Here is a 22,606-nt window from a genome sequence, read left to right as displayed (position 1 = left end):
CTTGACCCCCCACCTGAAAGGAGCTATTCATGGGCGTTCTTGAAATCGCCAAGGGCATGGGCTTGACGATGAGCAAGCTGTTTCAGAAGCCCCTGACCGTCAGCTATCCGGAAGAGAGAATCACCTTGCAACCGCGCTTCCGCGGGCGTCACGTGCTGACGCGCCACCCCGGCACCGGCCTGGAAAAGTGCATCGGCTGTTCGCTGTGCGCCGCCGCCTGCCCCGCCTACGCCATTTACGTGGAGGCCGCCGAGAACGACCCGGCCAACCCGGTGTCGCCCGGCGAGCGGTACGCCAAGGTGTACGAGATCAACATGCTGCGCTGCATCTTCTGCGGCATGTGCGAGGAAGCCTGCCCGACCGGCGCGGTGGTGCTGGGCAACGAGTGGGAGATGGCCGACTACCGCTACCGTGACTTCGTGTACGGCAAGGAAGACATGCTGGTCGGCGTGGAGGGCAGCCGCCCGCAGCGCCGCGAGGCGGAGCGCAAGGGCCAGCCGGTGCGGCTGGGCTTCAAGGTCGCGCACGGCGGCGCGCGGCCCGAACTGGAGGGGGTGGATTACCCGCAATGATCGCTTTCATTCTTCTGGCCGTGCTGGCGATCGTCGGCGGGGTCGTGACCATCGGGGCGCGCAACGCCGTTCACGCGGCGCTGGGCCTGGTCAGCACCCTGCTGATGGTCGCCGGGTTGTTCGCCACCATGAATGCGTCCTTCCTGGCCGCCACGCAGGTGATCGTGTACGCCGGGGCCATCATGGTGCTGTTCCTGTTCGTGATCATGCTGCTCAACGCCAACGCGCCCATCACCGGGCAAGACCCGGTGCCGTTCGTGCGTGAAATCGGCGGCATCGGCGCGGCGCTTCTGGCGGGCGCCTTCGTGGTGCTGGCCTTCAGTTACAAAGACCCCGTCAACCTGGCCGAGCGGGCCGGGCAGCTTCAGGACGGCAGCGCCGCGAACGTTGGCGTGACCCTGCTGACCCGCTTCCTGTTTCCCTTCGAGGCCGTCAGCATTCTGCTGCTGGTCGCCATCGTCGGTGCGATTGCCCTGGTGCAGCGCCCCGAGAGCGAACCCGACGGCCAGCCCGACAGCGAACCCGAAGCGGCCACGCCCAGCGTGCTGGTCGAGGCGCGTTCTGCCGCCCTGGCCGCGCAGTCCCAGCAAGCTCAGCGCCAGCAAGAGGAGGTGCGGGCCTGATGGTCGGTACTGGAGCTTATGTGGCCCTTTCGGGCGTGCTGTTCGCCCTGGGCATGATCGGCGTCCTGACCCGGCGCACCGCGATCATGGTCTTTTTGTCCGTGGAACTCATGCTGAACGCCGCCAACCTGGCGCTGGTGGCCTTTGCCCGCGCCTGGGGTGACCTGGTCGGGCAAACCGCCGTGTTCATCGTGATGACCCTCGCCGCAGCGGAGGTCGCCATCGGTCTGGCGATCATCGTTGCCATCTTCCGCAAACGCGAAACCACCAACGTGGACGACCTCGCGCAACTGAAAGGCTGAGTGGCGACCCAGATGCGACTTTCCCTGATGCCCCTTTTCCCGCTGATCGGCTTCGCGCTGCTGATGCTCTTGCCCAAACTCCCGCGTAGCCTCGCCGGACTGATCGGCGCGGGCAGCGTCCTGCTGAGTTTCCTGGTGGCTGTGCTCAATTACCGCGCCGCCGGGGCCGCCCCCATTCATGAGGTGCTGTGGCAGTGGCTGCCCAACATGGCCCTGAACGGCACCCAGACCGTGAACCTGTCTATCGGGTTCTGGCTCGATCAACTGTCCAGCGTGATGACCCTGATCATCACCGGGATCGGTTTCCTGATTCACGTCTACTCGATGAGCTACATGTCCCACGACCGGCAGTTCAACCGCTTCTTCGCGTTCCTGAACTTCTTCGTGTCCATGATGCTGATCCTGGTACTGGCCGACAGTTACCCCCTTATGTTCGTCGGGTGGGAAGGCGTCGGCATGGCTTCCTTCCTGCTGATCGGCTTCTGGTTTAATGGCCGCAACACCGAGGCCAGCACCCAGGACGTATGGGAAGCCAACAACAGCGAAGCGGTGAACAACAGCAACGCCGCCCGCAAGGCCTTCATCATGAACCGCGTCGGGGACGCCGGCTTCATGCTGGGCATGTTCCTGCTGTTCAAGGTGTTCGGCACGCTGAACATCCCGCAACTGATGCAGAACCCCGTGCTAGGCGCACACGAAGGCTCCAGAGTGTTCCTGAGCGGCAGCATGCAAGGGCAACTGGAACTGGCCTGCCTGTTCCTGCTGGTCGGGGCCATCGGCAAATCCGGCCAGTTGCCCCTCACCACCTGGCTGCCCGACGCCATGGCCGGCCCCACGCCCGTCTCGGCGCTTATTCACGCGGCCACCATGGTCACGGCCGGCGTGTACCTGATCAGCCGCAGCCACTTTCTGTTCGACCTGGCCCCCCAGGCCAGCACCTGGGTCGCCTGGGTCGGGGCCGCCACCGCGCTGTACGGCGCCCTCTCAGCCCTGAACCAGTACGACATCAAGAAAATTCTGGCCTTCAGTACCGTGTCGCAACTGGGGTACATGTTCCTGGCGGTGGGCCTGCACAGTTACTCCGCGGCAGTGTTCCACCTGCTCACGCACGCCTTCTTCAAGGCGCTCTTGTTCCTGGCCGCCGGTGCCGTGATTCACGGCCTGCACGAGGAACAGGACGTGCGGCGCATGGGTGGCCTGGCCCGCTTCATGCCCTTCACGCACATCGTGTCGGCCATCGGCGTGCTGGCCATCGCGGGTATTCCGATCTTCAGCGGGTTCTTCAGTAAGGACGCCATCTTGGCCGCCGCTTACGCGCAGAGCCCGGTGCTGTACCTGGTGGGCCTGGGTGTGGCTTTCCTGACCGCCTTCTACATGGGCCGCTGGTACTTCCTGGTGTGGCAGGGCAAATACCGGGGCCACGTGGATCACCCCCACGACGCCGACCTGCTGATGAAGGCCCCGCTGGGCGTGCTGGCCGCCGGCGCGACCCTGGCCGGCTTCCTGAACATCCCCGCCTTCCTGGGCGGCGGCCACCGCTTCGACGACTACCTCAGCCGCGCCGTGCCGGTTCACGTCCACGAGATCAGCCACTCCACCGAACTGCTGCTGACCTTCCTGGCCGTGGCGGCGGGTGTGGGCGGCCTGGCGTGGGCCTGGTGGGAACACCGCGGCGACCACCTGTACAACGGGCCGCTGGGGCGCACCAGCACCAACGCCCTGTACCTTCAGGACGCCTACGACGGCCTGGTCGGCAACCCCAGCCGCGCCGTCGCGCACGGTCTGGACATCGTGGATCGCGGCGTGGACGGCACCCTGGGCGGCATCGGGCGCAATTTCTCTGCCCCCGGTGGAGTCTTTGCGCTGTGGCAAAGCGGATTCGTGCGGGCCTACGCCGTCAGCATGGTGCTCGGCACCGCCGCCATCATCGGCTACTGGGCCCTCAAAGTTATGGGAAGTGGACAGTGAAACGGCTTTTTAATCTCCCCAATACCCCTGCCGGGCAGGAGTTGCCCGCATGATGCACCTCATGATCTTCCTGCCGCTGCTCGCGGCCCTGCTGGTCATGGTCGTTCCTAACAAATGGCGCGAGGAAGTCGCCATCGGCAGCACGCTGCTGACCCTGGGCCTGGGCCTGGCCATCTGGCTCTCGGGCGGCACCGGCGCCTACGTGCGTGACTGGGTGGCGCCGCTGGGCATCACCTACAGCGTGCAACTGAACGGTGTCAGCCTCATTTTCGCCGTCATCACCGCGTTCATGACCTTTATCGCGGCACTGTACGCCGTGAAGCGCATTCCCAACCCCGGCACCATGCTGGGCCTGATCCTGGCCATGGAAACGGGCCTGCTGGGCATCTTCGCCTCGCGCGACCTGGTGCTGTTCTATGTGTTCTTCGAGTGGGCGCTGATTCCCGCGCTGATGATGCTGGCCATCTACGGCGGCCCCAGCCGCATGAAGGCGCTGGTGAAGTTCGCGGCCTTCACGCTGTTCGGTAGCCTGCTGATGCTGCTCTCGATCATCGGCGTGAAGTACTACAGTGGCGCCGACACCTTCGCGCTGTACGGCTTCGACGTGAGGCTGGCCGACGGCACGCTGCGCCACCTCAGCGGCCTGACCGAACGGGTCGTTCCGCAACCCGTGCAGAACTGGCTGTTCCTGGGCTTCCTGCTGGCCATGGCCGTGAAACTGCCGCTGTGGCCGCTGCACGCCTGGCTGCCGGACTTCCACGAGCAGAACCACCCCAGCGGTGTGCCGGACGTGATGGGCACGCTGTACAAGGTGGGTGGCTACGGCCTCTTCATCTTCGCCATGCCCCTCTTTCCCAACGCCATGCACGACTTCCGCCCGGTGCTGATGGGCCTGGCGGCCTTCACGGCGCTGTACGCCGCCTGGATCGCCTTCAGCCAGCAGAACTGGAAACGCCTGCTGGCCTACGCGGGCCTCTCGCACATGGGCTTCGTGGCGCTGGGCATCTTCAGCCTCAACGAAACGGCCATCATCGGGGCGATGTACTTGCTGGCCTTCCAGAACCTGTACACCGGGGCACTGTTCCTGTCGGTGGGCATGCTTCAGGAGCGCATCGGCAGCGTGGACACCCGCGTGGGCGGCGTGATGACGCAGGCCGGCGCCATGGGCGGCCTGACCATGGCCCTGTGGTTCGCCAGCATCGCCGTTCCTGGCCTGGCTGGTTTCATCGGTGAATTCAGCGTGCTGCTTGGCGCCTACCAGGTGCAACCCTGGATTACCGCCGTGGCCGCCCTGACCGTCATCGCCGCCGCCGCCTACGCCCTGACCGCCTTCCAGACGACCTTCTGGCAGGCCCGCCCGCTGGGCGCCGTCGCCACGCGGGACCTGCACGGGCTGGAGTGGTTCGTGCTGGGCCTGCCGCTGGCCCTCGCCATCTTCTTCGGCGTGTACACCCTGCCCGCCCTGAACCTCATTCAACCGGCGGTTCAGAACGTCCTGGGCCTGGCCGCCCGCGCCCTGGGAGGCAACCCATGACCTACACGCTTCCCGACGTCAACTTCCTGCCCCTGATGCCCATCCTGTTCGTGCTGCTGGGGGCCATCGTCAGCACCGTCGGCGGGTTCAACACCAGCCGACGGAACGTCACCTGGTTCAACATCGCCATGCTGGTGTTGGCGGGCCTCTCGATGACCAGCCTGCTGGGCTTCGGCCTGTGGAACCGCGACCTGAGTGCCTTCAACGGCGGCGTCCGCGCCGACAACGTGGCCCTGATGATCGGCGGCGTCATCGTGCTGGGCAGCATCATGTCCCTGCTCGTCTCGCTCGACACCGCCTGGCGCGCCCGTGTCAGCTTCCCCGAATTCGACGCCATGCTGATGTATGCCATCACCGGCTGCCTGCTGATTGCGTTCTCCGGCGACCTGATCGTCATGCTGATCGGCCTGGAGATCATGAGCCTGGCCGGCTACGTACTGGCCACCCTGCAGGATTCGCGCCGCAGCGAGGAATCCGGCCTGAAGTACTTCCTGCTCGGCTCGGCCGGCAGCGCCATCCTGATTTACGGCATTGCCTTCCTGTACGGCGCCACCGGCAGCTTCAACTACGCCGGCATCGCGGGCCGCGTGGCCGAAGTGCTGAACCCCGCCACCGTCAATGCTGCGGCCGACGCGGCCACCACCGTCGCGCTGGCCCCCAACAACATGGGCATCCTGGTGGCCGGCGCCCTGCTAATTCTGGCCGGCTTCTCCTTCAAAGTCGCCCTGGCGCCCTTTCACCAGTGGACGCCCGACGTGTACAGTGGCGCGCCCACCAGCATCAGCCTGTTCCTGAGCACGGTCGTGAAGGTCGCCGCGTTCGCCGGGATGCTGCGCGTGTTCAGCGGCGCTCTGGTCGACGCGCCCGCCTGGCACAGCGTCCTGCAGTGGCTGATTGCCGCCACCCTGATCATCGGGAACATGGCCGCGTACTTCCAGACCAACTTCAAGCGCCTGATGGCCTACTCCGCCATCGCGCACACCGGGTTCCTGGCGATGTGCCTGCTGGCGCAGCCCAGCGCCGGCGGCCCGGCCCTGGTGTACTACCTGCTGACCTACACCCTCATGAGCGGCGTGGCCTTCGCCATCATCGCTGCCCTGCAACGCAACGAAAGCGGCCTGAGCATCGGTGACATGCGCGGGTTGTTCTACCGCCACCCCGCCTACGCGGTGGCCCTCGCCATCTGCCTGGCGTCGCTGGCCGGACTCCCGCCCTTCGCCGGGTTCTTCGGCAAGTATCTGGCCTTCCAGGCCGCGTTCCAGAACGGCTACCAGTGGCTCACCGTGCTGGCCGCCATCACCAGCGTCATCTCGCTGGTGTACTACCTGCGCCCGGCCATGCTGATGTTCATGCCGGACCGCACCCCCGCCCGTGAGTACGCGCACGGCCAACGCCCCCCCACCAACGCCACCGTGCTTCTTGGCGTGCTGGGCGTCATTCTGCTGGGCCTGATTCCCAGCCTGTGGTACAACTTCGCCGCCAACCCTGGCATCTGGCGCCTCCTCGCCGGCATAGGGCAGTAAAAAGCGACGAGTCAGAAAGATCCCCTGGGTTTCGCGCCCGGGGGATTTTCATTATGGAATGCCCAGCGTGATAAGGAAGAGAAGCGTCCCGGACGTGGAGTTCTCCCTCCGGTGTTCTCCCAGGAGGAGAACAAAACAAACAGGAGGCTCAATTCTGGGGGAGACCGTCAGGCCTTGCGGCGCTGCTGGAAAAAGGCGAAAGTCAGAAGCAGGAGGATGAGCAGAAACGAACCCAGGTTCCAGAAATCCAGTGCGTCGCCGGCCTGGGCGTCTGCCAGGAGTTCGGAAGCGTACCGCAGACCGACCATCATCAGGTACACCTTGATCCCCAGTTGCCTGTGTGGCTGGCTGGTGCGGCGGGCCCTGAACCACTCGAACCAGCCCCAGCAGGCCAGCGGAAGGCTGAGCAGCAGCAACACACCGGGCCAGTTGAATCCCCCGAGCACCCCGGGGATCAGCAGCAGCACGGCGGTCAACGAGGCCAGGACGAGAAACAGGGGATCCAGGCTGTCCGTGCCGAACTTCACGCGTCGGGTTTCCCTGACTGCGGGGTCGCCCTGCAAACCGAACCGGTCGTTGGTGCTCATGGTTGATGTTACGTCTCAGCCGGCCTGAAAGCTCCGTCTCTGCCCGGTTTCAGGTGCCTGTCACAGCGGAACCTTCACTTTTGTTAAGCGCCGCGCCGCGCCAGGCGGCTTACCCTGAAGGCACTTCACCTCATACGGGCTCCGATTGAATCGCCCATTCAGGGCGATGAAATCCGACCGGAGAGAGTGGGAGCAAAACGGGTTCCGGGCGTGGAATCCGCAATCCGGCGTTTTCCCGGAGGGTGGATGCAACAGACGGAAGCCGTATCAGGAGGTCACCCCTTATGATGGATATTTTCAACATGCTCGGCGGAATGGGACAGACCCAGCAGCAGGTCAGTCGGCAACTCGGCACCGACCCCAGCCAGACCGCCTCAGCCCTGGAAGCCGCCGTGCCACTGCTGCTCGGCGCCCTGACCCGCAACGCCCAGTCCCCACAGGGCGCCGCCTCGCTGGAAAGCGCCCTGAACGACCACACCGGCAACACCATCGGCCTGTTCCAGCAGGGCCAGGTGCCGGATCAGGGCGCAGCGCAGCGCATGCTGGGGCACATTTTTGGCGGGCAGCAGAACGCCGCCGTGAACGCCGTCAGCCAGCGCGCCGGCATCAGCCCGCAACTCGCCATGCAAGTCCTGATGATGGTCGCGCCCCTTATCCTGAATTACCTTGCCCGCCAACGCGGCAGTGCCCAGAGTGGCAACATGGGCGCGAACGCGGGCGGCATCGACATCGGCAGCATCCTGGGCGGCATTCTCGGTGGCGGCGGCCTGGGCAACGTGCTTGGCGGGGCGCTGGGCGGCCAGCAGAACCAGAGTCAGGGGTATCAGCAATCTCAGGGCAGCGTTCTGGGGGGTGGGAGCGTTATTCCCGGCTATCCTGGCGCCAGCAACCAGATGAGCCAGCGCAGCGGACAGATGGGCGGGGGTGGCAACCTGGGCGGCATGATCGGCACGTTGAACAATGTCCTGGATCGTGACGGCGACGGCAACGCACTCGATGACCTGATCGGTATGTTCGGCGGACGCCGCGCCTGAGCTTCAAGCCAATGAGGGAAGCCAGGTCGGTGGGCCTGGCTTTTTCTTTTGCTGCTGGGCGGCCCCAACCCCCTATCCCCACCGGGGACAGGGGGAGCTTACGTTGCACTGGGCAGGGGTGGGATGTGGGCGGTTGTTGGTTCTGGGACGGGGCTTAAAGCAGCGGGGCCGAATGTTTTGAACGTCCGGGTTCGTGGCGTATGGCCCGTGCGCTCCGCGCCCGACGGCCTCGGTCTGATTGAACGGCGAAGTTGACTGGGACGCGAACAAGATGGACTGCTTTGCCTGTACCTGTTTGGGAGAGGGGAGGAGGCTTGCAGGTGGGGCATCCAAATCAACTTGAAGTTCTCATCTCAGTTGTCTGCCCTAAGCTATGGGGCCTGGACGTTGACGCCTGCCTGTTCCAGGGCATGCCGCAGGTTTCTGGCGATTTCGGCGGCTTCGGCGCCGTCGCCGTGCAGGCACAGGGTGTGGGCAGGAACCTTGACCTGTTCGCCCGTAACAGCGGTGACGGTACCCGTGGTGGCAATGCTGACGCCCTGCCCGATGGCTTCGGCTTCGGGCCGCAGGGCCCCTGCCTGACCGCGTGGCCACAGCGAGCCGTCGGGCGCATACCCCCGATCTGCAAAGCCCTCACCGATGGGCCGCAGGCCCTGTTTCTCGGCTTCCCGCAGCATCACGCTGCTTGCCCCCGCCAGCCCGAAGTAAGGCAAAATCCCCGACTGGGCCACGGCCTGCGCGATGGCGGCGGCCAGTTCAGGGTCTTTCACGGCCATGTTGTACAGCATTCCATGCGGTTTGACGTGCCGCAGGGGCACGCCCACCTCGGCCGCCACGGCCCCCAGGGCCTCGATCTGCTCCAGCACGAACTGCGTGACCTCGGCGGGTCGGAAGTGTAGCTCGCGCCGCCCAAAGCCTTCCTTGTCCGGAAAACCGGGGTGCGCTCCGGCCGCCACACCGTACTTCTGCGTCAGCAGCAGGCTGCGGCGCATGGTCTCTGCGTCTCCGGCGTGCCCCCCGCAGGCGATGTTCGCGCTGGTGACGTGCGGCATCACTGCTTCCTCGTGCGGGCTGCCTTCGCCCAGGTCGGCATTCAGGTCAATACTCAGTGGGGTTGTGGTCATGGTTCTCCAGCACTCTAGCGGCCCGGCTAAGCGGTGAAGCGGTGATCTCCCCGAAAGGCGACACCGACAGCACGTGCCGTTCGGCCAGTGACCACAGCGCGCGGTGAACCGCCATTTCCGCGCCCGCCTCGCCGGACGGCGCGAGGGTATCGAGCAGTTCGGTGTAACGCGGCACGCGGCCTTCACCGCCGGCCCAGGGGGTTCCCTCGATGACGCGCAGCAGCACGCGCTTCTCGTGCGGGGTGTCGGCCAGGGCCAGCAGTTGCGAGCGGGCGCGCAGCTTGCCGGCCTTCAGGTCGCGTTCCTGCCGGCGCTGGGCCAGGAGTTCGTTCGTCTCGTCGCTTCCACCGCGCCTGGCGATGATGTCCTCCAGGCGTCTATCGGCCCGGTCGCGCGCCTGGGCCTGAAGTTCCTCGGCGCGGTGCTTCAGTTGACTGCCCGTCTCGCGTATCCGTGGGTCGTCCAGCGCCTGTTTCGCCAGCCGCCGCGCCAGGCCACCCAGACCGGACGCGAGGCTGGGCGCGCCGTCCCCGCGTCTTTCGGTGTCGGGGTGCTCGTCCCGCTGGGGTTTTTTCCTCAAGGTCATGCCTTCAAGTTGCCACAGCGTCAGGGCGCCGTCATCTGACTAAAGTGAGTGCCCGTTCATGCGCCCTGAGCGTGAAGCCACTGCAAAGTCAGTTCCGTTTGGCGCAGGGTTTTTTCAGCTTCCCGCAAGGCGGCGGTGGCCTGCCCGGCGTTCACCAACTTGAATTGCACGGTGCCACCGGGCCGCAGCTGCGCCAGGCGCGGCAGATCGACCCGGGCCACCACCAGCGGCGTGGGGTAGCCGCCGTGCGTGCCGCTGTCGGGAAGCAGCAGGATGGGCCGGCCGTCTGGCGGAAGCTGCACCATGCCGGTTACGTTGGGCAGACTGACCCGCGCCGGGTCGTGCGGGGCGCTCAGGTTCTGTTGCAGGCGCACGCCCATGCGGTCGGCCTGGGTGCTGACCGTGAAAGCCCGGCGCGTCAGGTCGGCCAGCAGGGCCGGGGCGGCCTCCGCCGTCGCCAGCACCCGCAACACCTGATGGTTCGCCACGGAAGTGAGAAGGGAAGGGTGAAGGCTGGCCCGGATCACCCGGCGCGGCTCTGAAGGCAGCAGGGTCAGTTCGTCACCTTTCTGAATGGTGCGTCCCTGCCTTCCCCCGAATCCGCTCCTCAAGTCCGTGGAGCGGCTCCCGAACACCACGTCCCCGTTCAGTCCGCCCCGCAAGGCCAGCATCGCCCGCATACCCAGCGAAGTCCCGCCGATATCCAGGGTCTCGCCCGCCTGCACCGTGAGAGCGCGATTCAGGGGAACATCCAGCCCCTCCAGTTTCATCTGAAATGGTGCGCCGCACAGGGCCACGACTGCCCTTTCCCTGAAGCGTAATTTCGGCCCACTCAGTGTAATTTCCAGCGCCGCCGCGTCCGCCGCGTTGCCCACCAGTGCGTTCGCCAGGCGCAGGGCCACGCTGTCCGCCGCGCCCCCGGACGGAATTCCCAGCGCCCGCACCCGCCGCCCCGCGTCCTGAAGGGTGGACTGGAGGCCAGGCCGCAAGACCTCAACCATCTCTTACCCTCCCGCCATGAAACGCCGGATGCCTGGGGCCGCGCCGCAGAGCCTGTGAAGTCGGTCAGTCACGGCTGAATCTCACGCCGTCGCCAGGGTGCCACCACACCGGGTCAGCTCGCGCCAGATCGAAGAGTTTGATGTCCGTGGAGCCGACGATGCGCCAGCCGCCCGGGGTTTCGGTGGGGTACACGCCGGCCCACGGGCCGCCCAGGGCGACGCTGCCGGCAGGAACGCGCTCGCGCGGGGCCCTCAGGCGCGGCATCTGCAGGTGCGCGGGCAGGCCGGTCAGGAACGCGAAGCCTGGCGTGTACCCCAGGAACGCCACCGTGAGCGGCAAGCTGCACAGCTCATCGACGAACCTGTCCACGGATTGCCCGGTGAAGTCCGCACACCACCCCAGGTCCGGGCCGCCAAAGCGGACGGGCAGGTGCAGGGCCCGCCCCTCACCCACGGGCAGGGGAGAGAGGGCCGCCAGTCTCGCCTGCACAGCGTCTTGCAATTCCGTTGCGGTCGTCTCCAGGGGGCTGAACAGCAGGGTCACCACGTTCAGGGCGGGCACGGCTTCCAGCACGCCGCTGAGTGGGGCAGCCTGGCACGACAGCAGCAGTTCCCGCGCCAGGGGGGTGCTGACCATCAAAGCGCTGTCGCCCAGGGGCGCAAAGCCGGCAACGTCACCGGCCACTGTACCGCTCGTTCCTGCGTCGCTGGCCCCTGTGTCACCAGTCACCGCGTTCCCTGTCATGGCAGGCATGATGGCACACCCGGGTCGCCTACATCGGCTTGTCTCGCCGCCGCAAAATCGGTATACCGGGGGGGATGCCCCGCCACTTTCGCGCCCTTGCCGTGCAGCCCAAGTGGCACGCGCACGATTTCACCAGTGCCGCCGCCTTCAAAGCCTGGATGCGTTCACAACTGGAGATGGCCCGCCCGCACCTGGCGACGAACCAACCCAATCTGGTGGTGCTGACCGAACTGAACGGCTTGCCGCTGGTGCTGCGCGGCGGGCGGTGGGCCACGCCGCTGGGCACCTTCCAGCGGGTCGCGGCGGCCCTTTTTGTCGGGCGGCTGGCCCGCACCCTGCCCCTGATGTGGCGCGAGGGCGTGTCACCCATTCGTGCCCTGCAACTGGCGGACGCCGACGCCAACACGCGCCTTTACCTGCACACCTGCCGTGACCTGGCCCGTGAGTACGGCGTGTACCTGTGCTGCGGCAGTGCGCCCACGCCGCGCTACAGGCTGGTGGGCGGGCAGCCCAGGCGTGCCCCCGGCACCCTGACCAACCAGACGGTCATCCTTGACCCGCAAGGCCAGCTCATCGGCGTGGCCGATAAGGTGTACCTGACCCCCGACGAGGAAGCGGGAGGCGTCGACCTGACGCCCGGCGACCTGCGCGAGCTGCGGGTGTTTCCCACGCCCGTCGGCGACCTGGGGGTGGCCATCAGCCTGGACGCCTTCCGGCCCGAAGTGATCGGCCGCCTGGAGGAACAGGGCTGCACCGTGCTGCTGCAACCCGACGCCAACGGCGCCCCCTGGACAGCCAAAGAAGGCCTGCCGCCCGATCCCGCGAACCTCCGCGACCAGCCCGTGGCGTGGCTGGAATCCAGCTGGACGGCCTCCACCCGGGGCCGCAGCATCCGTTACGCCGTGAACCCCATGGTGGTGGGCAACCTCCTTGACCTGACCTTCGACGGTCAGAGCGCCATCACCGGACGCGCCGAAGACGCCCCCGAGCCGCGCAGTTACGCCCTGACCAGCCCCCGCCCCGGCTTTCTGGCCCTGACGCCCTGGGTGACCACGGGAACGCCGGAGCACCTGCGCCGCGCCGGCAGGGAGCGGGCCGCCGGGAGTGGCCACCCCCTGGAAAACGAGTACCGCACCGACGTGATCTGGGCGGACTTGACCCTCCCGGCCACAGTTCTTACCCTGCCCGCCCGCACCGCCCACGAGGAGGCGCTGAGCGCCATTCTTGGCGGCCAGGCCCCCCGAAACCCCAGCCGGGTTGCCCCTGGGCTGCTGGCTGGTCTGGGCATCCTGGCCTACCTGAGCTGGCGCGGCCTGCGCAAACGTTGACAAGTTGCGGCCCTCCCCATATACTTCCCCTCGCGCTTGAGACGGAGACGAATGAAGCGCACCCACCGCAAGGGGGGTTGGCCGAGTGGTTGAAGGCAACGGTCTTGAAAACCGTAGTGGGGCAACCTACCGGGGGTTCGAATCCCTCACCCCTCGCCACAAGGAAGGCTGCATGACAATCTGGAGAGGTGGGTGAGCGGCTTAAACCAAGCGTTTGCTAAACGCTCGTACTCCAAAAGGGTACCGCGGGTTCGAATCCCGCCCTCTCCGCCAAGCAGTCACCACATATGTACCTGTAGCTCAGCTGGATAGAGCGTCTGACTACGGATCAGAAGGTCTGGGGTTCGAATCCCTACAGGTACGCCAGAGAAAAACCCCGCCCAGCGCGGGGTTTTTTATTTTTCATGCAGCCCGGCCAGGGTCTCTATCTGGCCTTTCGTCACTACCGTGTCACTACTGGCTAATTGGGTGCCCCACCAGAGCGCGGGAACAGGTCACTGAGGTCGAAGGCGGCTTCTTCCCGCTGGTCGTCGTACAGGTGCGCGTACACGCGCAGGGTAAACGCCACGTCAGCGTGCCCCAGGCGTTCACTCACCACCTTGGGCGGGATTTTCCGGTGGATCATCAGAGAAGCGGCAGTGTGGCGTAGGTCGTGGAAACGGATAGGCGGCACACCCGCCTTCCTGACGATGTGCGAGTATGCGCGGCCCAGGCTTCGCGGGTCGGTGGGCGTGCCCAGTTCTGAGGCGAACACGTACCCTTCACACGACCAGGCTTCAGCCGCGTTGGCCTTTTCTGCCTCCTGCCGGGCCTGATGTTCCTTGAGTTTCGCTATTGTGCCGGGGGAAAGAACAATGGTGCGCCGTGATCCTGCTGTCTTGGGTGTCTGAAGGGTCAGTTCCCGCTTCGACAGGACGGGCTTCCCGTGCAGTTTCCGCCCTTCCTCTGCCTCATAGCGGGCCGCCACAAGGTTGTTCCTTACCGTCAGCCGGGCCTTCTCCCAGTCAATGTCACGCCACTTCAGGCCCAGCAGTTCCCCGCGCCTCATTCCGGTCATCAGGGCCAGGTAGAAGACCGCGTGAAGGCGATGTTCCTGTGACACGTCAAGGAAGGCCGCCACCTGCTCAGCCGTCCATACCTGCATTTCCTGGCGGTGAAAACGTGGGGCTGTGATGCCCTCAGCGACATTCCGGGGGAGCATTTGCCAACGCACCGCCTGACGCAAAGCCATTTTCAGCACCCGCAGCGCATAGGCCAGCAGTTGAGGCGATTTCCCTGCCTTCGTCATGCCGCTCAGCATGTGTTCCACGTCCAAGGGACGCAACTTCTCCAGCTTCACCCGCCCAATGTGCGGCACGATGTACAGCCGTCCGGTGTCCCGGTAGGACTGGACAGTGTTCGGTTTCACGCCCGCCCGTTCTTTCGACTCGTACCAGCGCGTCAGGTAGGCGGCCACCGTTAGCCCTTCCGTATCGGACAGCATCCCCGTGTGAATCTCGGATTGAAGGGCGCGTAACTTTTCCTGCACTTCTGCCTGAGTCTTACCGCTCACCCAGCGGCGATCCTGGGAACCGTCCGGCTTGTATCCCACAGTGACGCCAGCACGCCAGCCGATCACCTTACCGGACTTGTCTTTACGCTTACTCAGCGTTCCTTCTCCATTGGCGCGTTTAACCATGTGCCTCCTCGATGCAGGTCAAAAAAGTTACTTGGGATATGGGGAGAAGTAGGGAGGGGTGCCTTTGGGCTGTCCGCCCCTGTGACAACTCGCAAACATATAAAGGAAGGAATCAACATACACAATGTTCACGATGTTCACCCGCTCCGTCTGGCACGGCATAAAACACTGTGAATGTTGAAAAACCAATGTTCACGCCCGCCGCCCAATGTTCACGATTTGGGGCGAATGATGACTTCTAGGCCCAGGGCGTCAAGAATGGCGGGCCACGTTTTAGAGCGTTCATCCATTGGTGAACCTGCCAGGGCACGGCTGACGGTGCCGGGCAGAATGCCCAGCTTGCGGGCCAGATCGGCCTGATTCATGCCCATGCGGGCAAGCTGTACACGAATAGCGGTTGAAGCATCTGTTAGCGCGTTGTATTCATCCATATGCGGATACTAGCACGTTAAATAGCGGTAGGCGTTGACTTATTAGCGGATAGTGCTATCATAAAGCCAGCAGAAAAGGGACGCCCACCGTGGAAAGTAGCGGCCCTCTCTGACTCCCCCAAGCAAGAAAGGAATCACCATGCAAGATACCAAACGCCCCGCCCTCAGCCGCACCTGGAAGGCCGTTGTCACTTACCGCGAGTGCGGCACCGTCACCGCCGTGGACACCCACACCATTACCCTCAGCCGTGAAGTGGTCGGCGGCCCGCTCAGCGCCACCGTGGACGGCCAGCCCGTCACCGTGAAGCAAGCCGTGAACCTGCTGGAAGGTGCCCGCGTGGAAGTCCTGGCGGAAGTCCTGAGCCAGCCCAGCGCCCCGGCCACCATCGGTAAGGCCCGCGCCCACAAGCTGCACACCATCATGGGCCGCCTGGGTCTGCACGATCACTACGGAATCGCCCGGCGCGGTGCTGGCCTCGATGAGTGCTACAGCCTGGCTGCCCTGACTGAGCAGCAGGCCCGCCAGGTGTGGGCGTACCTGCTGAACATGTTCCCGCTCGATGCCCACCGCGCCGCCGCCTGAATCACGTTCAAGGGTGTGACTTGAAATCACACCCTTGTGATGGGGTAAGTCTGATCTCCCCCATGACGTGAACCTCATTCACCCCATCTGGAGAAAACACCATGCTGAACCTTGCTGCATTCACTGACTTTCTGCCCACCGTCACCAGTCTCAACGCCTGCCAGCCTCCCGTGATGGTGCTGGACACTGGCACAGTTGTCCGCCTGGCCGATCTGCCGCGCCCGCTGCTGATCCCTGAAGCGGTTCAAGGTAACGCCGTGCTGATTGGGGATTACACCACCAGCAAGCCCGCCTGCTACCACGTTCCCGCGTCACTGACTGACACTGTGCGCCGCGTCCTGAACCTCCAGGCGGTGACGGCATGAGCGGCCAGCGGTGTGATGGTTGCGGGGCACCTGACGCCGTTCAGTCCGTATGGGATGAGGTGCTTTGCCCGCAGTGCATGACTCATTACGCCCTGGCTCATGCTGCCCACGATCACCTGCGCTCACTGCTTAAAACGGCCATGAAAGATTACTTTCTCACCTGGGCCGCTCACTCCAGAATCATTCAGTATGCCGACGATGAAGCGGGCATCCTGGCGCAGGAAATAGCAGGGGAAGCCCTGGCGGAAATCCTGAACACGGCCACCCGCTAAGCCCACCTCGATCAACCGCCCCGGCCTGAGTGCCGGGTTTTTTGTGACAGAAAGTGAAGTCCCATGCCAGGGGATGAAGTTGTCAGAGCCTGTGACAACCTCGGAAATTCCGAGACTGAAAGCGCGAGGGAATAAGTACAGGAAACCTGTACCAACTCGGGGAAGCACCCACGCACGCGAGGGAATAAGGTCGTGGCAAATTGCCACAACATCAAATTCACCGAAGCACCCATGCACGCGAGGAATAAGTTTTTGGTGACGCCACCGAAAAGAAGCATCCACGCACCCGGCCAGGTGCCCCTTTTTGGGGATGCACCCAAAAACATCAGGTGTAAATACCCTCAGCGCCTTTTTGAACGGCCTTCACGGGCTTCCTGTGGCCTTCATTTTTACTGGCAGACTCGATTACTGGCAAAAACACGCTACCAGTAAAAACACCGCACCCAGCAGGGAAAAACCGATTACTGGCAAACTGGCAATACATACCAGGGCAACCGGCAAAAGTCCAGAATTTGGACATTTGGGAACCGCTCAATTTGAGCGATCTGAAACGCGAGTGCGTACAGGACAATCCCCGTTTGTAGAGGGTGCCGTTTGAAACGGAATCCCCACCAACTGCCGTTTCAAATGGAAGTTGACACTGTAGCCGGGCGTGACAGTGTGCCCCGTGCGCGTGGAGAATAAGGGTAGCGACAACATCAACACCCCTGTTTAGCCCTGTGCGCTTATTCAACTGGGGAATTTCCCCAGTCAGCACCTTCTTACCGGCGCGGGTAAGTTGGTCGGCGGCACAAATGCACAGCAGGAAGCCCGGCAAACTGTAACGATCTGCGACAGTTTGCTTCCTCTGCATTCGAGGGGAAACCCTGACGCGCTCACTTGAATTCAATACTGGCTGTGCCATCGACAATGCGACAGGTGAAGAGCTTTGTGACTTCACTTGTTCCGTCAAAATCCTTTGCCCAGCTTTCCCAAATCCAGTTATTCCCCTCGGTACGCCGCACATTTTCTATGTCCGAATCGACGTTAGGCGATGATCCGCCTAGCTTTTCGTTCACCGCCAGCACGCATTTTTCCCTGGCGTCCCACTGGGCTTGCATTTCCGGCGTCCAATCCACATCACTTTCTGCTTGTGCTGAAGCTGCTGAATTGGTCACAGGAGCTTTCTTGTTATAGGGGATGATGCCACACGCCCATAAACCAAGAAAAAGCGCTGCGATTGAAACGGTAAGGCATCCCACGCCTGTAGCGGCATTCTGGCGATCTTCTTTTTTTCGTTGGTCTGCGGTCAGTGCAGCCCGGCGTGCTACCTCTTTGGCCTTGTCTGCTTCCTGCTGTTCCTTGATGGCCTTCGCTTTTGCCTCACGCTCAGCTTGTGCCTTCTCAAGCTGAATCTGTGCAGGTGTTTTCTTCAGGTCAGACTGGACTTGCGCCCGATACTCTTCCTCGGCCCGAATCCTGGCCTTATCTGCCTCGCTCAACCCTTCAGGGGGCGGATTCTGATTGTCTGCCATATCCTTACCGTACACCGCTGCTCAATTACCGACAGGCAATATTGACCGGGCGTAGGGGGGAAGGGTACGGGGTTCAAAGGTTCAATTAACCCCCCTGTGAATTTCCCCAGCTATAGTCCCGGCTCACTGCGCCGTCAGGGGAACCCGCGTGCTGTTCCACAGCCGTACCGCCCAGCCTAAATGCTGTTTCATGCGGTGCCGCCGTTGTGCCCGGATGAAGTTCCCCATCGGCGTATCTTTCGCCCAGGGGCACACCAGCCTTTCACGCTGCGCCGCCAGGCAGAACACCCGTTCACCCAGCACATTGAAGCCCAGCAGGGAAACATGGCCTTCCTTCACCAGCCGCCTCAGCGCCCGGCGTGTGGACTCCAGAGCCGGGCGAGTCCCTGCCGGGAACAGGGCCGCGCACAGTTCCGGCGTGCTGGCCCGCCCACGATCCCCCAGCATCTCCAGCACACCGCGCATCACCCACCCATGCCCTCTACTCATGCCCTCAGTATGCTTGAAGAAACAGCGTTCAGCACGGATAGGGGACTCGTCCACCTGGCTGGACGCGCTGACGCACAGGGGTTGAGAACTGGGGAAGGGGGATAGTCCCCTCCTGCTGCCCGGCGTTCCCATGCCCCGCGTCAGACAACCCTTACACTTTCGGAGTTTCGCTGATCGTGAGAGACTTCAGACCGAAAAAAGCCCCGCTGGCGCAGGGCTAGGAAGGTATCCGGCTGACAACACTTGCGCGTGCCTTTCATCTGGGTTCTTGACCGTTCTTCAGCATCTTCCTGACAAACCGCGCCCCTTCATCCGTCAGGGTGCCGTCCGGGTTCAGGTATCCGGCACCGCCCAGCAGATTCAGCATGATGACTTCGAGAGGTCTGGTGTGCCAGCCCTGTTTTGCTCGTGGTGCTTCACGCTTTGCACGGGTCTGGGCGCGTTTGAAGGCGTCCGTAAGGGCCGCCTGGAGCTGCTCGCGTTCCTTGGTCATGCTCCACTTCCTTGCCCGTTCAGGCGCTTCAGGTGGGCTTTTGCGGCCATGCGTCCAAACTCTGTGAGCCTGCCCCGTTCCATCAGTCCGGCGTGTTCCGCCAGAGTGACGGCCACCCGCTTTGCTGTGGGCGTCAGGGCACGGTGCCGGGTCGCCTGCTCGATCACTTGCCGGGAGGGGTGCGTTGTGGGGGACAGCAGGGCGTAAGCACTCAGGACAACACATTGAAGGGGTGTCATGCCGCCCACGCCCCTCTTGCTGCCCACAAGCCCTGTAACTGGCGTTCCGGTTCACAACCCACGGCGTACAGGGCCGCGCACGCCAGCACGTAATCCCCCAGGCGGGGCACCATGCCGCCCGGCAGACTCGCAGGGAAGTTCAGGCCGGGACTGATGGCCGCCGCCACCATCCGCGCCAGGGGTTCAGGCAGGGGGGCAAGCTGGCCCTTGCTGCTGGCGGTGAGTGCCGTCATCAGTTCCGCCTTCTGTGCCCTGATCTGCCCGGCCAGTTCCGGCGTGACTGCGCCCTGTGGGCCACGGGCCACCAGCCGCCCACCCTCGACGGCCAGCCGGACACCGCGCCCCTCCAGTTCCCGCAGAAGGTCATGCGTTACCACGTCAGCACCTCTTCAGGTTTTGAATCCTGTTCCTTCAAATGCGAAATTTTTTCGCTTTTGGGTTCCTCGACGATCAGCGGCACGTCATCCGGTGACGCGGGTTCCGGCTGGACTTCTGCGCCGTACACGTAAGCCCGTGGGGCACCGCGCCCGCCCATCCTGACTTCACGCACCAGCCCGCCCAGGTTGCCCAGGGCTTCCCGGACGGCCTGCTGTGCGCTGCGTTCCTTCACGTTCCCGCCTTTGATCGCCACGGCCAGCAGCTCACCGTGAGGGACAGACTGCCCGGCACGTTCACTCAGTAGCGCGATGACAGCGGCCTTAGCACGGTCTGAGCGGGTGTCCCGGCCCTCCGGTTCCTCTGGCAGTTCGCAGGGATTCAGATTGACGCCGTACACGCGCCCTTCTGTATCTTCCAGGCGTTCTACCTCGATGCCCAAGGCGTGGCCAGACTTTGCAAAACTGTTCTTCCTGACTTCCCAGCGCAATACCTCGCGCCCTTCCACGTCACGCGGGGGAACACGGGTCAGCAGGTGAATAGCGCGGGCCTGTGCGCCCTTGCCGGTGCTGCCCATCACCCCACGATCCCCTTCTTTCTCGTTAGCGCCCTTCTTAGGCAAGTGATCCAGCACGATCACCGCCGCACCCGTCTGCGCCGCAAAGTCTCGCAGGGCAAACATGGGCCGTAGGGCGTCCTGAAGTTTGTTCCCGTCAATTCCGGGAAAGGTGCCCATGAAGCTGTCAATGATGACGCACCGCGCCCCCATCTCTTTTGCCATGTTCAGGAGTTCCGTGAATTCCTCGATGGTCAGGCCCGCGCCCGTACTCTCCAGCACCGTCACGCCGTTCATGTCCCCGTCCGGGTACGTGTTGCGGTGCTGTTCCAGCCAGTGACGCACGGAACGCGCTTCACCGTCTGCCGCGTCCGTGTTCAGGTAAATAACAGGCCCGTGCGGGACAGGTTGCCCCAGGAATTCCCCGCGTCCTGCCGGCCGCGTCATCTGCCACGCCAGGCCAGAGAAGATCATGGTTTTCCCGATTCCTTCCCTCGATGCCCCAATTGTGATGTAACCGGCGGGGATCAGGCCCGGCACAAGGAATTCAATGTGTCGGAGTTGGGCGGTAAGGTCAATGATTTTCAGGGCCACGCTTACCACCCGCCCCGGTCAGCCGCACCCCAGCCGGAAGCGTCAGAAGCGCCCCATCCCTGGTATGTATTGCCAGTTTGCCAGTAATCGTTTCCCGCGTGCTGGACAGCATTGTTTACTGGCAGGCCATTTTTGCCAGTATTGCCTTTTTGCCAGTATTGCCAGGGTTCCGCTGCCTCCATACGGTGCGCCAGAATGCCCGCGAAAGTGGACACGCCCAGGCGGCCTAGCAGGTCGCAGAAGTCCTCAGATTCTGAAAGAAGCACCTTCACTTCACGGGCACCAGCACTGCGGGTCACCTGGCCGACACGATCAACGCAGGCCACCCCGGCGGGGTCAGGATCGGCGTACAGGAATACGGGCTTCCCATGAAGGCCATGAAGGAACGGGGTTCCACCGGCACCGGCCAGCCCTTGCACGTCCACCTTCAGCCCCGCCTCACTGAATGCCCGGCTGGCCGCCGCGCCGTTCAGTTCCCCCTCGACGATCAGCACGGCGTCACCGTGGCCGTAATCCGGGCTGCACCATGCCGGGGCACCGTGCCCGGCAACACGGTACACGTATCGCTGCATTTTCTGAGCTTCCAGGGCGTCCTTGCTGCCCAGGTTCCGCACTTTCACGCCCCATACCTGCCCGTCAGGGCCACGGATCAGCAGGACAGGGGAACCGGCACGGGCCAGCAGCTTCCCGTCACGGGTGCGAAAGTTGCTAGCCAGCGTCAGCACTTCCAATCCATCCCAGTTCAGCAGGCCGCGCCGCTGAAGGTCACGCGCTGCCACGCTGGAAAGTGGCAAGGTCAGCCGGGCCACCTTCTCCATTTCCGCCGGGGTGAGCGGGCTGCACTTCTCCAGCGTCCAGCGGGCTTCCTGAAGGGGATCAGGGGCAAAGCGGGGGGTCTGCGGACTGGACTCCCACGCGGGCACCGTCACGCCCTGGAAGCGTGCCAGGTTCTCCCAGGCGGCTTCAGGGGCGTACCCCATGCGGAGAAGGAAGCCGTAAGCGTCCCCGCCTGCGTCATCCCCTCCATGACGTTTCCAGCGCCAGCGGTTCCCCTTGCGGTACACGCTGAAACTGGGGTTCTGTTCTTCATGGCCGGGGCACGGGTCGCAGATCACCCCGCCGCGCTGCGGGTTCAGGCCGCGCACGGCATCAGGGCCGCACTCCTGCGCGATCAGGTAAACGAGGTTTACCCCGTCCAGCAGTTCACCGCGCTTCATTTGTTCACCTGCTCGGCCAGCACGTCAAAGAGCTTGACTTTTGCCTGCCACACATCTTGAACGGCGTGCATTTCACGCATTTCCTGCTCAATTTCGGCCAGCATTTGAGCCTCGACGGGATCACCGTCGAAATTGCACAGCAGTCCTTCACGCTCCTGGCTACGCAGGGCGTACACACGGGCCGCCTCGTTTGCCCAGAACAGGCAACTTTCACGGGTCTGGGGGCTTCCATCGGCGTGCTTCAGGCCCAGCACGTCCGGTATACTGCTGGCAGTTGCCGCGCCGCCCTCTTGCTCAGGGCGGTTCATTATTTGGCCTCCTGCTGGCCGTTCAGGAACTCGTCAATGGCAGAACGGGGAATAAGGATTTTCCGCCCTACTCGAATGCTCCTGATTTGCCTGGCGCGGATCAATTGGTAGATACTGCCACGCCCAATGCCCAGCATGGGCGCTACTTCTTCAGGCTGAAAGGTCAGGCGGGGCGCGTCATTATTTACGGTCATGGAGGTTTCTCCTTCGCGTGTGGGGTAATACATGCCGACGCTTCACCCACACGCTGAATTGTGAAACGCTCGACAAGACAGCCCGCGCAAAAGCGCGGGCTAGATGCTATTCATCACTCAAGGAAACCACCACCAATAAAAAAGCCGCCTGACCGTCCTCCATTTCTGGGGGTTGGCCTGGCGGCAGAAAACGAAAAAGCCCCGCTACACTGCGGGACATCTTAAGCAAAGGTACGGTTTTTTAGTAACTGCTCAGCACGAGAAATCGAGTTTGGGTAGGACACCGCGAAAAACATCCACTAAACCGTCCCAAACGGATAGGCCCTGCTTGTGAAGGGTTGACACGAAACTCCGAATGCGACAGAACGCCT

27 protein-coding genes and 3 tRNA genes are annotated in these 22,606 nt (G+C 63.7%); 14 read left to right on the top strand and 16 right to left on the bottom strand.

The genetic code is table 11. The features are described 5' to 3' along the window. The first annotated feature begins 29 nt into the window (after positions 1 to 29). Genes nuoI through E5Z01_RS15280 form a run of 6 tightly spaced genes read left to right on the top strand, consistent with a single transcriptional unit; the run spans position 30 to position 6,522 of the window. Entirely contained in the window at positions 30 to 572 is a 543-nt protein-coding gene (gene nuoI, locus E5Z01_RS15305; protein ID WP_119762471.1) for an NADH-quinone oxidoreductase subunit NuoI, read from the top strand. Then, entirely contained in the window at positions 569 to 1,195 is a 627-nt protein-coding gene (locus E5Z01_RS15300) for an NADH-quinone oxidoreductase subunit J family protein (RefSeq protein WP_135230157.1), read from the top strand. Before nuoI ends, E5Z01_RS15300 begins: the two co-directional genes overlap by 4 nt. Further along, positions 1,195 to 1,497 (top strand): NADH-quinone oxidoreductase subunit NuoK, encoded by a 303-nt coding sequence (gene nuoK / locus E5Z01_RS15295; protein ID WP_119762467.1) that lies wholly within the window; start codon positions 1,195 to 1,197, stop codon positions 1,495 to 1,497. Before E5Z01_RS15300 ends, nuoK begins: the two co-directional genes overlap by 1 nt. Positions 1,498 to 1,509: 12 nt before the next feature. Continuing rightward, a complete protein-coding gene (nuoL, locus tag E5Z01_RS15290; protein ID WP_135230156.1) occupies positions 1,510 to 3,465 on the top strand; it encodes an NADH-quinone oxidoreductase subunit L in 1,956 nt (651 codons plus the stop codon). Positions 3,466 to 3,514: 49 nt separating this feature from the next. Next, positions 3,515 to 4,999 carry an NADH-quinone oxidoreductase subunit M gene (locus E5Z01_RS15285; protein ID WP_135230155.1) on the top strand — a complete coding sequence of 495 codons (1,485 nt, stop codon included), beginning with the start codon at positions 3,515 to 3,517 and terminating at the stop codon, positions 4,997 to 4,999. Then, entirely contained in the window at positions 4,996 to 6,522 is a 1,527-nt protein-coding gene (locus E5Z01_RS15280) for an NADH-quinone oxidoreductase subunit N (protein ID WP_119762463.1), read from the top strand. The genes E5Z01_RS15285 and E5Z01_RS15280 overlap by 4 nt, the downstream gene beginning before the upstream one ends. A 167-nt stretch (positions 6,523 to 6,689) precedes the next feature. On the opposite strand, the gene E5Z01_RS15275 is transcribed toward E5Z01_RS15280, so the two are convergent. Next, complete coding sequence (locus E5Z01_RS15275; RefSeq protein WP_135230154.1) at positions 6,690 to 7,109, bottom strand: hypothetical protein; 420 nt, start codon at positions 7,107 to 7,109, stop codon at positions 6,690 to 6,692. A 284-nt stretch (positions 7,110 to 7,393) separates the two neighbouring features. Here E5Z01_RS15275 and E5Z01_RS15270 point away from each other — a divergent pair, with 284 nt between their 5' ends. Then, positions 7,394 to 8,143 (top strand): DUF937 domain-containing protein, encoded by a 750-nt coding sequence (locus tag E5Z01_RS15270; RefSeq protein WP_135230153.1) that lies wholly within the window; start codon positions 7,394 to 7,396, stop codon positions 8,141 to 8,143. 371 nt (positions 8,144 to 8,514) lie between these two features. On the opposite strand, the gene pxpA is transcribed toward E5Z01_RS15270, so the two are convergent. The 4 genes from pxpA to E5Z01_RS15250 form a co-directional block, all read right to left on the bottom strand. Beyond that, positions 8,515 to 9,267, bottom strand: a complete 753-nt coding sequence (pxpA, locus tag E5Z01_RS15265) for a 5-oxoprolinase subunit PxpA (RefSeq protein ID WP_170311959.1) — start codon at positions 9,265 to 9,267, stop codon at positions 8,515 to 8,517. Continuing rightward, entirely contained in the window at positions 9,242 to 9,853 is a 612-nt protein-coding gene (locus tag E5Z01_RS15260; RefSeq protein ID WP_135230152.1) for a hypothetical protein, read from the bottom strand. The genes pxpA and E5Z01_RS15260 overlap by 26 nt, the downstream gene beginning before the upstream one ends. A 56-nt stretch (positions 9,854 to 9,909) precedes the next feature. Further along, complete coding sequence (locus E5Z01_RS15255; RefSeq protein WP_135230151.1) at positions 9,910 to 10,854, bottom strand: 5-oxoprolinase subunit C family protein; 945 nt, start codon at positions 10,852 to 10,854, stop codon at positions 9,910 to 9,912. 64 nt (positions 10,855 to 10,918) lie between these two features. Continuing rightward, positions 10,919 to 11,599 carry a 5-oxoprolinase subunit B family protein gene (locus E5Z01_RS15250; RefSeq protein WP_135230150.1) on the bottom strand — a complete coding sequence of 227 codons (681 nt, stop codon included), beginning with the start codon at positions 11,597 to 11,599 and terminating at the stop codon, positions 10,919 to 10,921. A gap of 74 nt (positions 11,600 to 11,673) precedes the next feature. Between E5Z01_RS15250 and E5Z01_RS15245 the strand changes: the two genes are divergently transcribed. The 4 genes from E5Z01_RS15245 (at position 11,674) to E5Z01_RS15230 (ending at position 13,293) form a co-directional block, all read left to right on the top strand. Then, positions 11,674 to 12,927, top strand: coding sequence for a nitrilase-related carbon-nitrogen hydrolase (locus tag E5Z01_RS15245; protein ID WP_135230149.1), 1,254 nt, complete (start codon positions 11,674 to 11,676; stop codon positions 12,925 to 12,927). A gap of 71 nt (positions 12,928 to 12,998) precedes the next feature. Beyond that, a tRNA-Ser gene (locus E5Z01_RS15240) sits at positions 12,999 to 13,086 on the top strand. Between the two features lie 23 nt (positions 13,087 to 13,109). Beyond that, positions 13,110 to 13,200: transfer RNA gene (locus tag E5Z01_RS15235), tRNA-Ser, on the top strand. A 16-nt stretch (positions 13,201 to 13,216) separates the two neighbouring features. Next, positions 13,217 to 13,293: transfer RNA gene (locus E5Z01_RS15230), tRNA-Arg, on the top strand. A gap of 94 nt (positions 13,294 to 13,387) precedes the next feature. Here the strand turns inward: E5Z01_RS15230 and E5Z01_RS15225 are convergent. Then, a complete protein-coding gene (locus E5Z01_RS15225) occupies positions 13,388 to 14,605 on the bottom strand; it encodes a tyrosine-type recombinase/integrase (RefSeq protein WP_135230148.1) in 1,218 nt (405 codons plus the stop codon). Between the two features lie 212 nt (positions 14,606 to 14,817). Next, entirely contained in the window at positions 14,818 to 15,036 is a 219-nt protein-coding gene (locus E5Z01_RS15220; RefSeq protein ID WP_135230147.1) for a helix-turn-helix domain-containing protein, read from the bottom strand. 139 nt (positions 15,037 to 15,175) lie between these two features. Here E5Z01_RS15220 and E5Z01_RS15215 point away from each other — a divergent pair, with 139 nt between their 5' ends. The 3 genes from E5Z01_RS15215 to E5Z01_RS15205 all read left to right on the top strand — a co-directional run bounded on the left by E5Z01_RS15215 (position 15,176) and on the right by E5Z01_RS15205 (position 16,256). Then, on the top strand, positions 15,176 to 15,619 hold the full coding sequence (locus E5Z01_RS15215) for a hypothetical protein (RefSeq protein WP_135230146.1): 444 nt from the start codon (positions 15,176 to 15,178) through the stop codon (positions 15,617 to 15,619). Between the two features lie 101 nt (positions 15,620 to 15,720). Next, entirely contained in the window at positions 15,721 to 15,984 is a 264-nt protein-coding gene (locus E5Z01_RS15210; RefSeq protein ID WP_135230145.1) for a hypothetical protein, read from the top strand. A gap of 77 nt (positions 15,985 to 16,061) precedes the next feature. Next, positions 16,062 to 16,256, top strand: coding sequence for a hypothetical protein (locus E5Z01_RS15205; protein ID WP_135230144.1), 195 nt, complete (start codon positions 16,062 to 16,064; stop codon positions 16,254 to 16,256). Between the two features lie 875 nt (positions 16,257 to 17,131). Here the strand turns inward: E5Z01_RS15205 and E5Z01_RS15200 are convergent. From E5Z01_RS15200 to E5Z01_RS15160, 9 genes are all read right to left on the bottom strand, one after another. Then, the gene (locus E5Z01_RS15200; RefSeq protein ID WP_135230143.1) at positions 17,132 to 17,770 is read right to left on the bottom strand and encodes a hypothetical protein; all 639 of its coding nucleotides are present in this window, start codon (positions 17,768 to 17,770) and stop codon (positions 17,132 to 17,134) included. Between the two features lie 123 nt (positions 17,771 to 17,893). After that, positions 17,894 to 18,259, bottom strand: a complete 366-nt coding sequence (locus E5Z01_RS15195) for a hypothetical protein (RefSeq protein ID WP_135230142.1) — start codon at positions 18,257 to 18,259, stop codon at positions 17,894 to 17,896. A 256-nt stretch (positions 18,260 to 18,515) separates the two neighbouring features. Next, positions 18,516 to 18,752 carry a hypothetical protein gene (locus E5Z01_RS15190; RefSeq protein ID WP_135230141.1) on the bottom strand — a complete coding sequence of 79 codons (237 nt, stop codon included), beginning with the start codon at positions 18,750 to 18,752 and terminating at the stop codon, positions 18,516 to 18,518. After that, positions 18,749 to 18,991 carry a hypothetical protein gene (locus tag E5Z01_RS15185; protein WP_135230140.1) on the bottom strand — a complete coding sequence of 81 codons (243 nt, stop codon included), beginning with the start codon at positions 18,989 to 18,991 and terminating at the stop codon, positions 18,749 to 18,751. The genes E5Z01_RS15190 and E5Z01_RS15185 overlap by 4 nt, the downstream gene beginning before the upstream one ends. Further along, the gene (locus E5Z01_RS15180; RefSeq protein WP_135230139.1) at positions 18,988 to 19,368 is read right to left on the bottom strand and encodes a TubC N-terminal docking domain-related protein; all 381 of its coding nucleotides are present in this window, start codon (positions 19,366 to 19,368) and stop codon (positions 18,988 to 18,990) included. The genes E5Z01_RS15185 and E5Z01_RS15180 overlap by 4 nt, the downstream gene beginning before the upstream one ends. Next, the gene (locus E5Z01_RS15175; RefSeq protein ID WP_135230138.1) at positions 19,362 to 20,516 is read right to left on the bottom strand and encodes an AAA family ATPase; all 1,155 of its coding nucleotides are present in this window, start codon (positions 20,514 to 20,516) and stop codon (positions 19,362 to 19,364) included. The genes E5Z01_RS15180 and E5Z01_RS15175 overlap by 7 nt, the downstream gene beginning before the upstream one ends. A 2-nt stretch (positions 20,517 to 20,518) precedes the next feature. Continuing rightward, on the bottom strand, positions 20,519 to 21,733 hold the full coding sequence (locus E5Z01_RS15170) for a hypothetical protein (RefSeq protein ID WP_135230137.1): 1,215 nt from the start codon (positions 21,731 to 21,733) through the stop codon (positions 20,519 to 20,521). Then, complete coding sequence (locus tag E5Z01_RS15165; protein WP_135230136.1) at positions 21,730 to 22,041, bottom strand: hypothetical protein; 312 nt, start codon at positions 22,039 to 22,041, stop codon at positions 21,730 to 21,732. The genes E5Z01_RS15170 and E5Z01_RS15165 overlap by 4 nt, the downstream gene beginning before the upstream one ends. Beyond that, on the bottom strand, positions 22,041 to 22,235 hold the full coding sequence (locus tag E5Z01_RS15160) for a helix-turn-helix domain-containing protein (protein WP_135230135.1): 195 nt from the start codon (positions 22,233 to 22,235) through the stop codon (positions 22,041 to 22,043). Before E5Z01_RS15160 ends, E5Z01_RS15165 begins: the two co-directional genes overlap by 1 nt. Positions 22,236 to 22,606 lie beyond the last annotated feature (371 nt).

This window comes from Deinococcus fonticola, assembly GCF_004634215.1.
GTDB classification, from domain to species: Bacteria; Deinococcota; Deinococci; order Deinococcales; family Deinococcaceae; genus Deinococcus; species Deinococcus fonticola.
Note: the sequence above shows the minus strand (reverse complement) of the source record. Positions and strands in the feature narration are given on the sequence as shown.

What these genes read in the sequence shown, in the direction of transcription:
- E5Z01_RS15190 (WP_135230141.1), bottom strand. Translation starts at nt 18,752, where the DNA reads ATGACCAAGGAACGCGAGCAGCTCCAGGCGGCCCTTACGGACGCCTTC.
- E5Z01_RS15195 (WP_135230142.1), bottom strand. Translation starts at nt 18,259, where the DNA reads ATGAGTAGAGGGCATGGGTGGGTGATGCGCGGTGTGCTGGAGATGCTG.
- E5Z01_RS15200 (WP_135230143.1), bottom strand. Translation starts at nt 17,770, where the DNA reads ATGGCAGACAATCAGAATCCGCCCCCTGAAGGGTTGAGCGAGGCAGAT.
- E5Z01_RS15170 (WP_135230137.1), bottom strand. Translation starts at nt 21,733, where the DNA reads ATGAAGCGCGGTGAACTGCTGGACGGGGTAAACCTCGTTTACCTGATC.
- E5Z01_RS15210 (WP_135230145.1), top strand. Translation starts at nt 15,721, where the DNA reads ATGCTGAACCTTGCTGCATTCACTGACTTTCTGCCCACCGTCACCAGT.
- E5Z01_RS15185 (WP_135230140.1), bottom strand. Translation starts at nt 18,991, where the DNA reads ATGACACCCCTTCAATGTGTTGTCCTGAGTGCTTACGCCCTGCTGTCC.
- E5Z01_RS15220 (WP_135230147.1), bottom strand. Translation starts at nt 15,036, where the DNA reads ATGGATGAATACAACGCGCTAACAGATGCTTCAACCGCTATTCGTGTA.
- E5Z01_RS15165 (WP_135230136.1), bottom strand. Translation starts at nt 22,041, where the DNA reads ATGAACCGCCCTGAGCAAGAGGGCGGCGCGGCAACTGCCAGCAGTATA.
- E5Z01_RS15225 (WP_135230148.1), bottom strand. Translation starts at nt 14,605, where the DNA reads ATGGTTAAACGCGCCAATGGAGAAGGAACGCTGAGTAAGCGTAAAGAC.
- E5Z01_RS15250 (WP_135230150.1), bottom strand. Translation starts at nt 11,599, where the DNA reads ATGACAGGGAACGCGGTGACTGGTGACACAGGGGCCAGCGACGCAGGA.
- E5Z01_RS15160 (WP_135230135.1), bottom strand. Translation starts at nt 22,235, where the DNA reads ATGACCGTAAATAATGACGCGCCCCGCCTGACCTTTCAGCCTGAAGAA.
- E5Z01_RS15255 (WP_135230151.1), bottom strand. Translation starts at nt 10,854, where the DNA reads ATGGTTGAGGTCTTGCGGCCTGGCCTCCAGTCCACCCTTCAGGACGCG.
- nuoK (WP_119762467.1), top strand. Translation starts at nt 1,195, where the DNA reads ATGGTCGGTACTGGAGCTTATGTGGCCCTTTCGGGCGTGCTGTTCGCC.
- E5Z01_RS15215 (WP_135230146.1), top strand. Translation starts at nt 15,176, where the DNA reads ATGCAAGATACCAAACGCCCCGCCCTCAGCCGCACCTGGAAGGCCGTT.
- E5Z01_RS15260 (WP_135230152.1), bottom strand. Translation starts at nt 9,853, where the DNA reads ATGACCTTGAGGAAAAAACCCCAGCGGGACGAGCACCCCGACACCGAA.
- E5Z01_RS15285 (WP_135230155.1), top strand. Translation starts at nt 3,515, where the DNA reads ATGATGCACCTCATGATCTTCCTGCCGCTGCTCGCGGCCCTGCTGGTC.
- E5Z01_RS15270 (WP_135230153.1), top strand. Translation starts at nt 7,394, where the DNA reads ATGATGGATATTTTCAACATGCTCGGCGGAATGGGACAGACCCAGCAG.
- E5Z01_RS15300 (WP_135230157.1), top strand. Translation starts at nt 569, where the DNA reads ATGATCGCTTTCATTCTTCTGGCCGTGCTGGCGATCGTCGGCGGGGTC.
- nuoI (WP_119762471.1), top strand. Translation starts at nt 30, where the DNA reads ATGGGCGTTCTTGAAATCGCCAAGGGCATGGGCTTGACGATGAGCAAG.
- pxpA (WP_170311959.1), bottom strand. Translation starts at nt 9,267, where the DNA reads ATGACCACAACCCCACTGAGTATTGACCTGAATGCCGACCTGGGCGAA.
- E5Z01_RS15245 (WP_135230149.1), top strand. Translation starts at nt 11,674, where the DNA reads ATGCCCCGCCACTTTCGCGCCCTTGCCGTGCAGCCCAAGTGGCACGCG.
- E5Z01_RS15280 (WP_119762463.1), top strand. Translation starts at nt 4,996, where the DNA reads ATGACCTACACGCTTCCCGACGTCAACTTCCTGCCCCTGATGCCCATC.
- E5Z01_RS15275 (WP_135230154.1), bottom strand. Translation starts at nt 7,109, where the DNA reads ATGAGCACCAACGACCGGTTCGGTTTGCAGGGCGACCCCGCAGTCAGG.
- nuoL (WP_135230156.1), top strand. Translation starts at nt 1,510, where the DNA reads ATGCGACTTTCCCTGATGCCCCTTTTCCCGCTGATCGGCTTCGCGCTG.
- E5Z01_RS15205 (WP_135230144.1), top strand. Translation starts at nt 16,062, where the DNA reads ATGACTCATTACGCCCTGGCTCATGCTGCCCACGATCACCTGCGCTCA.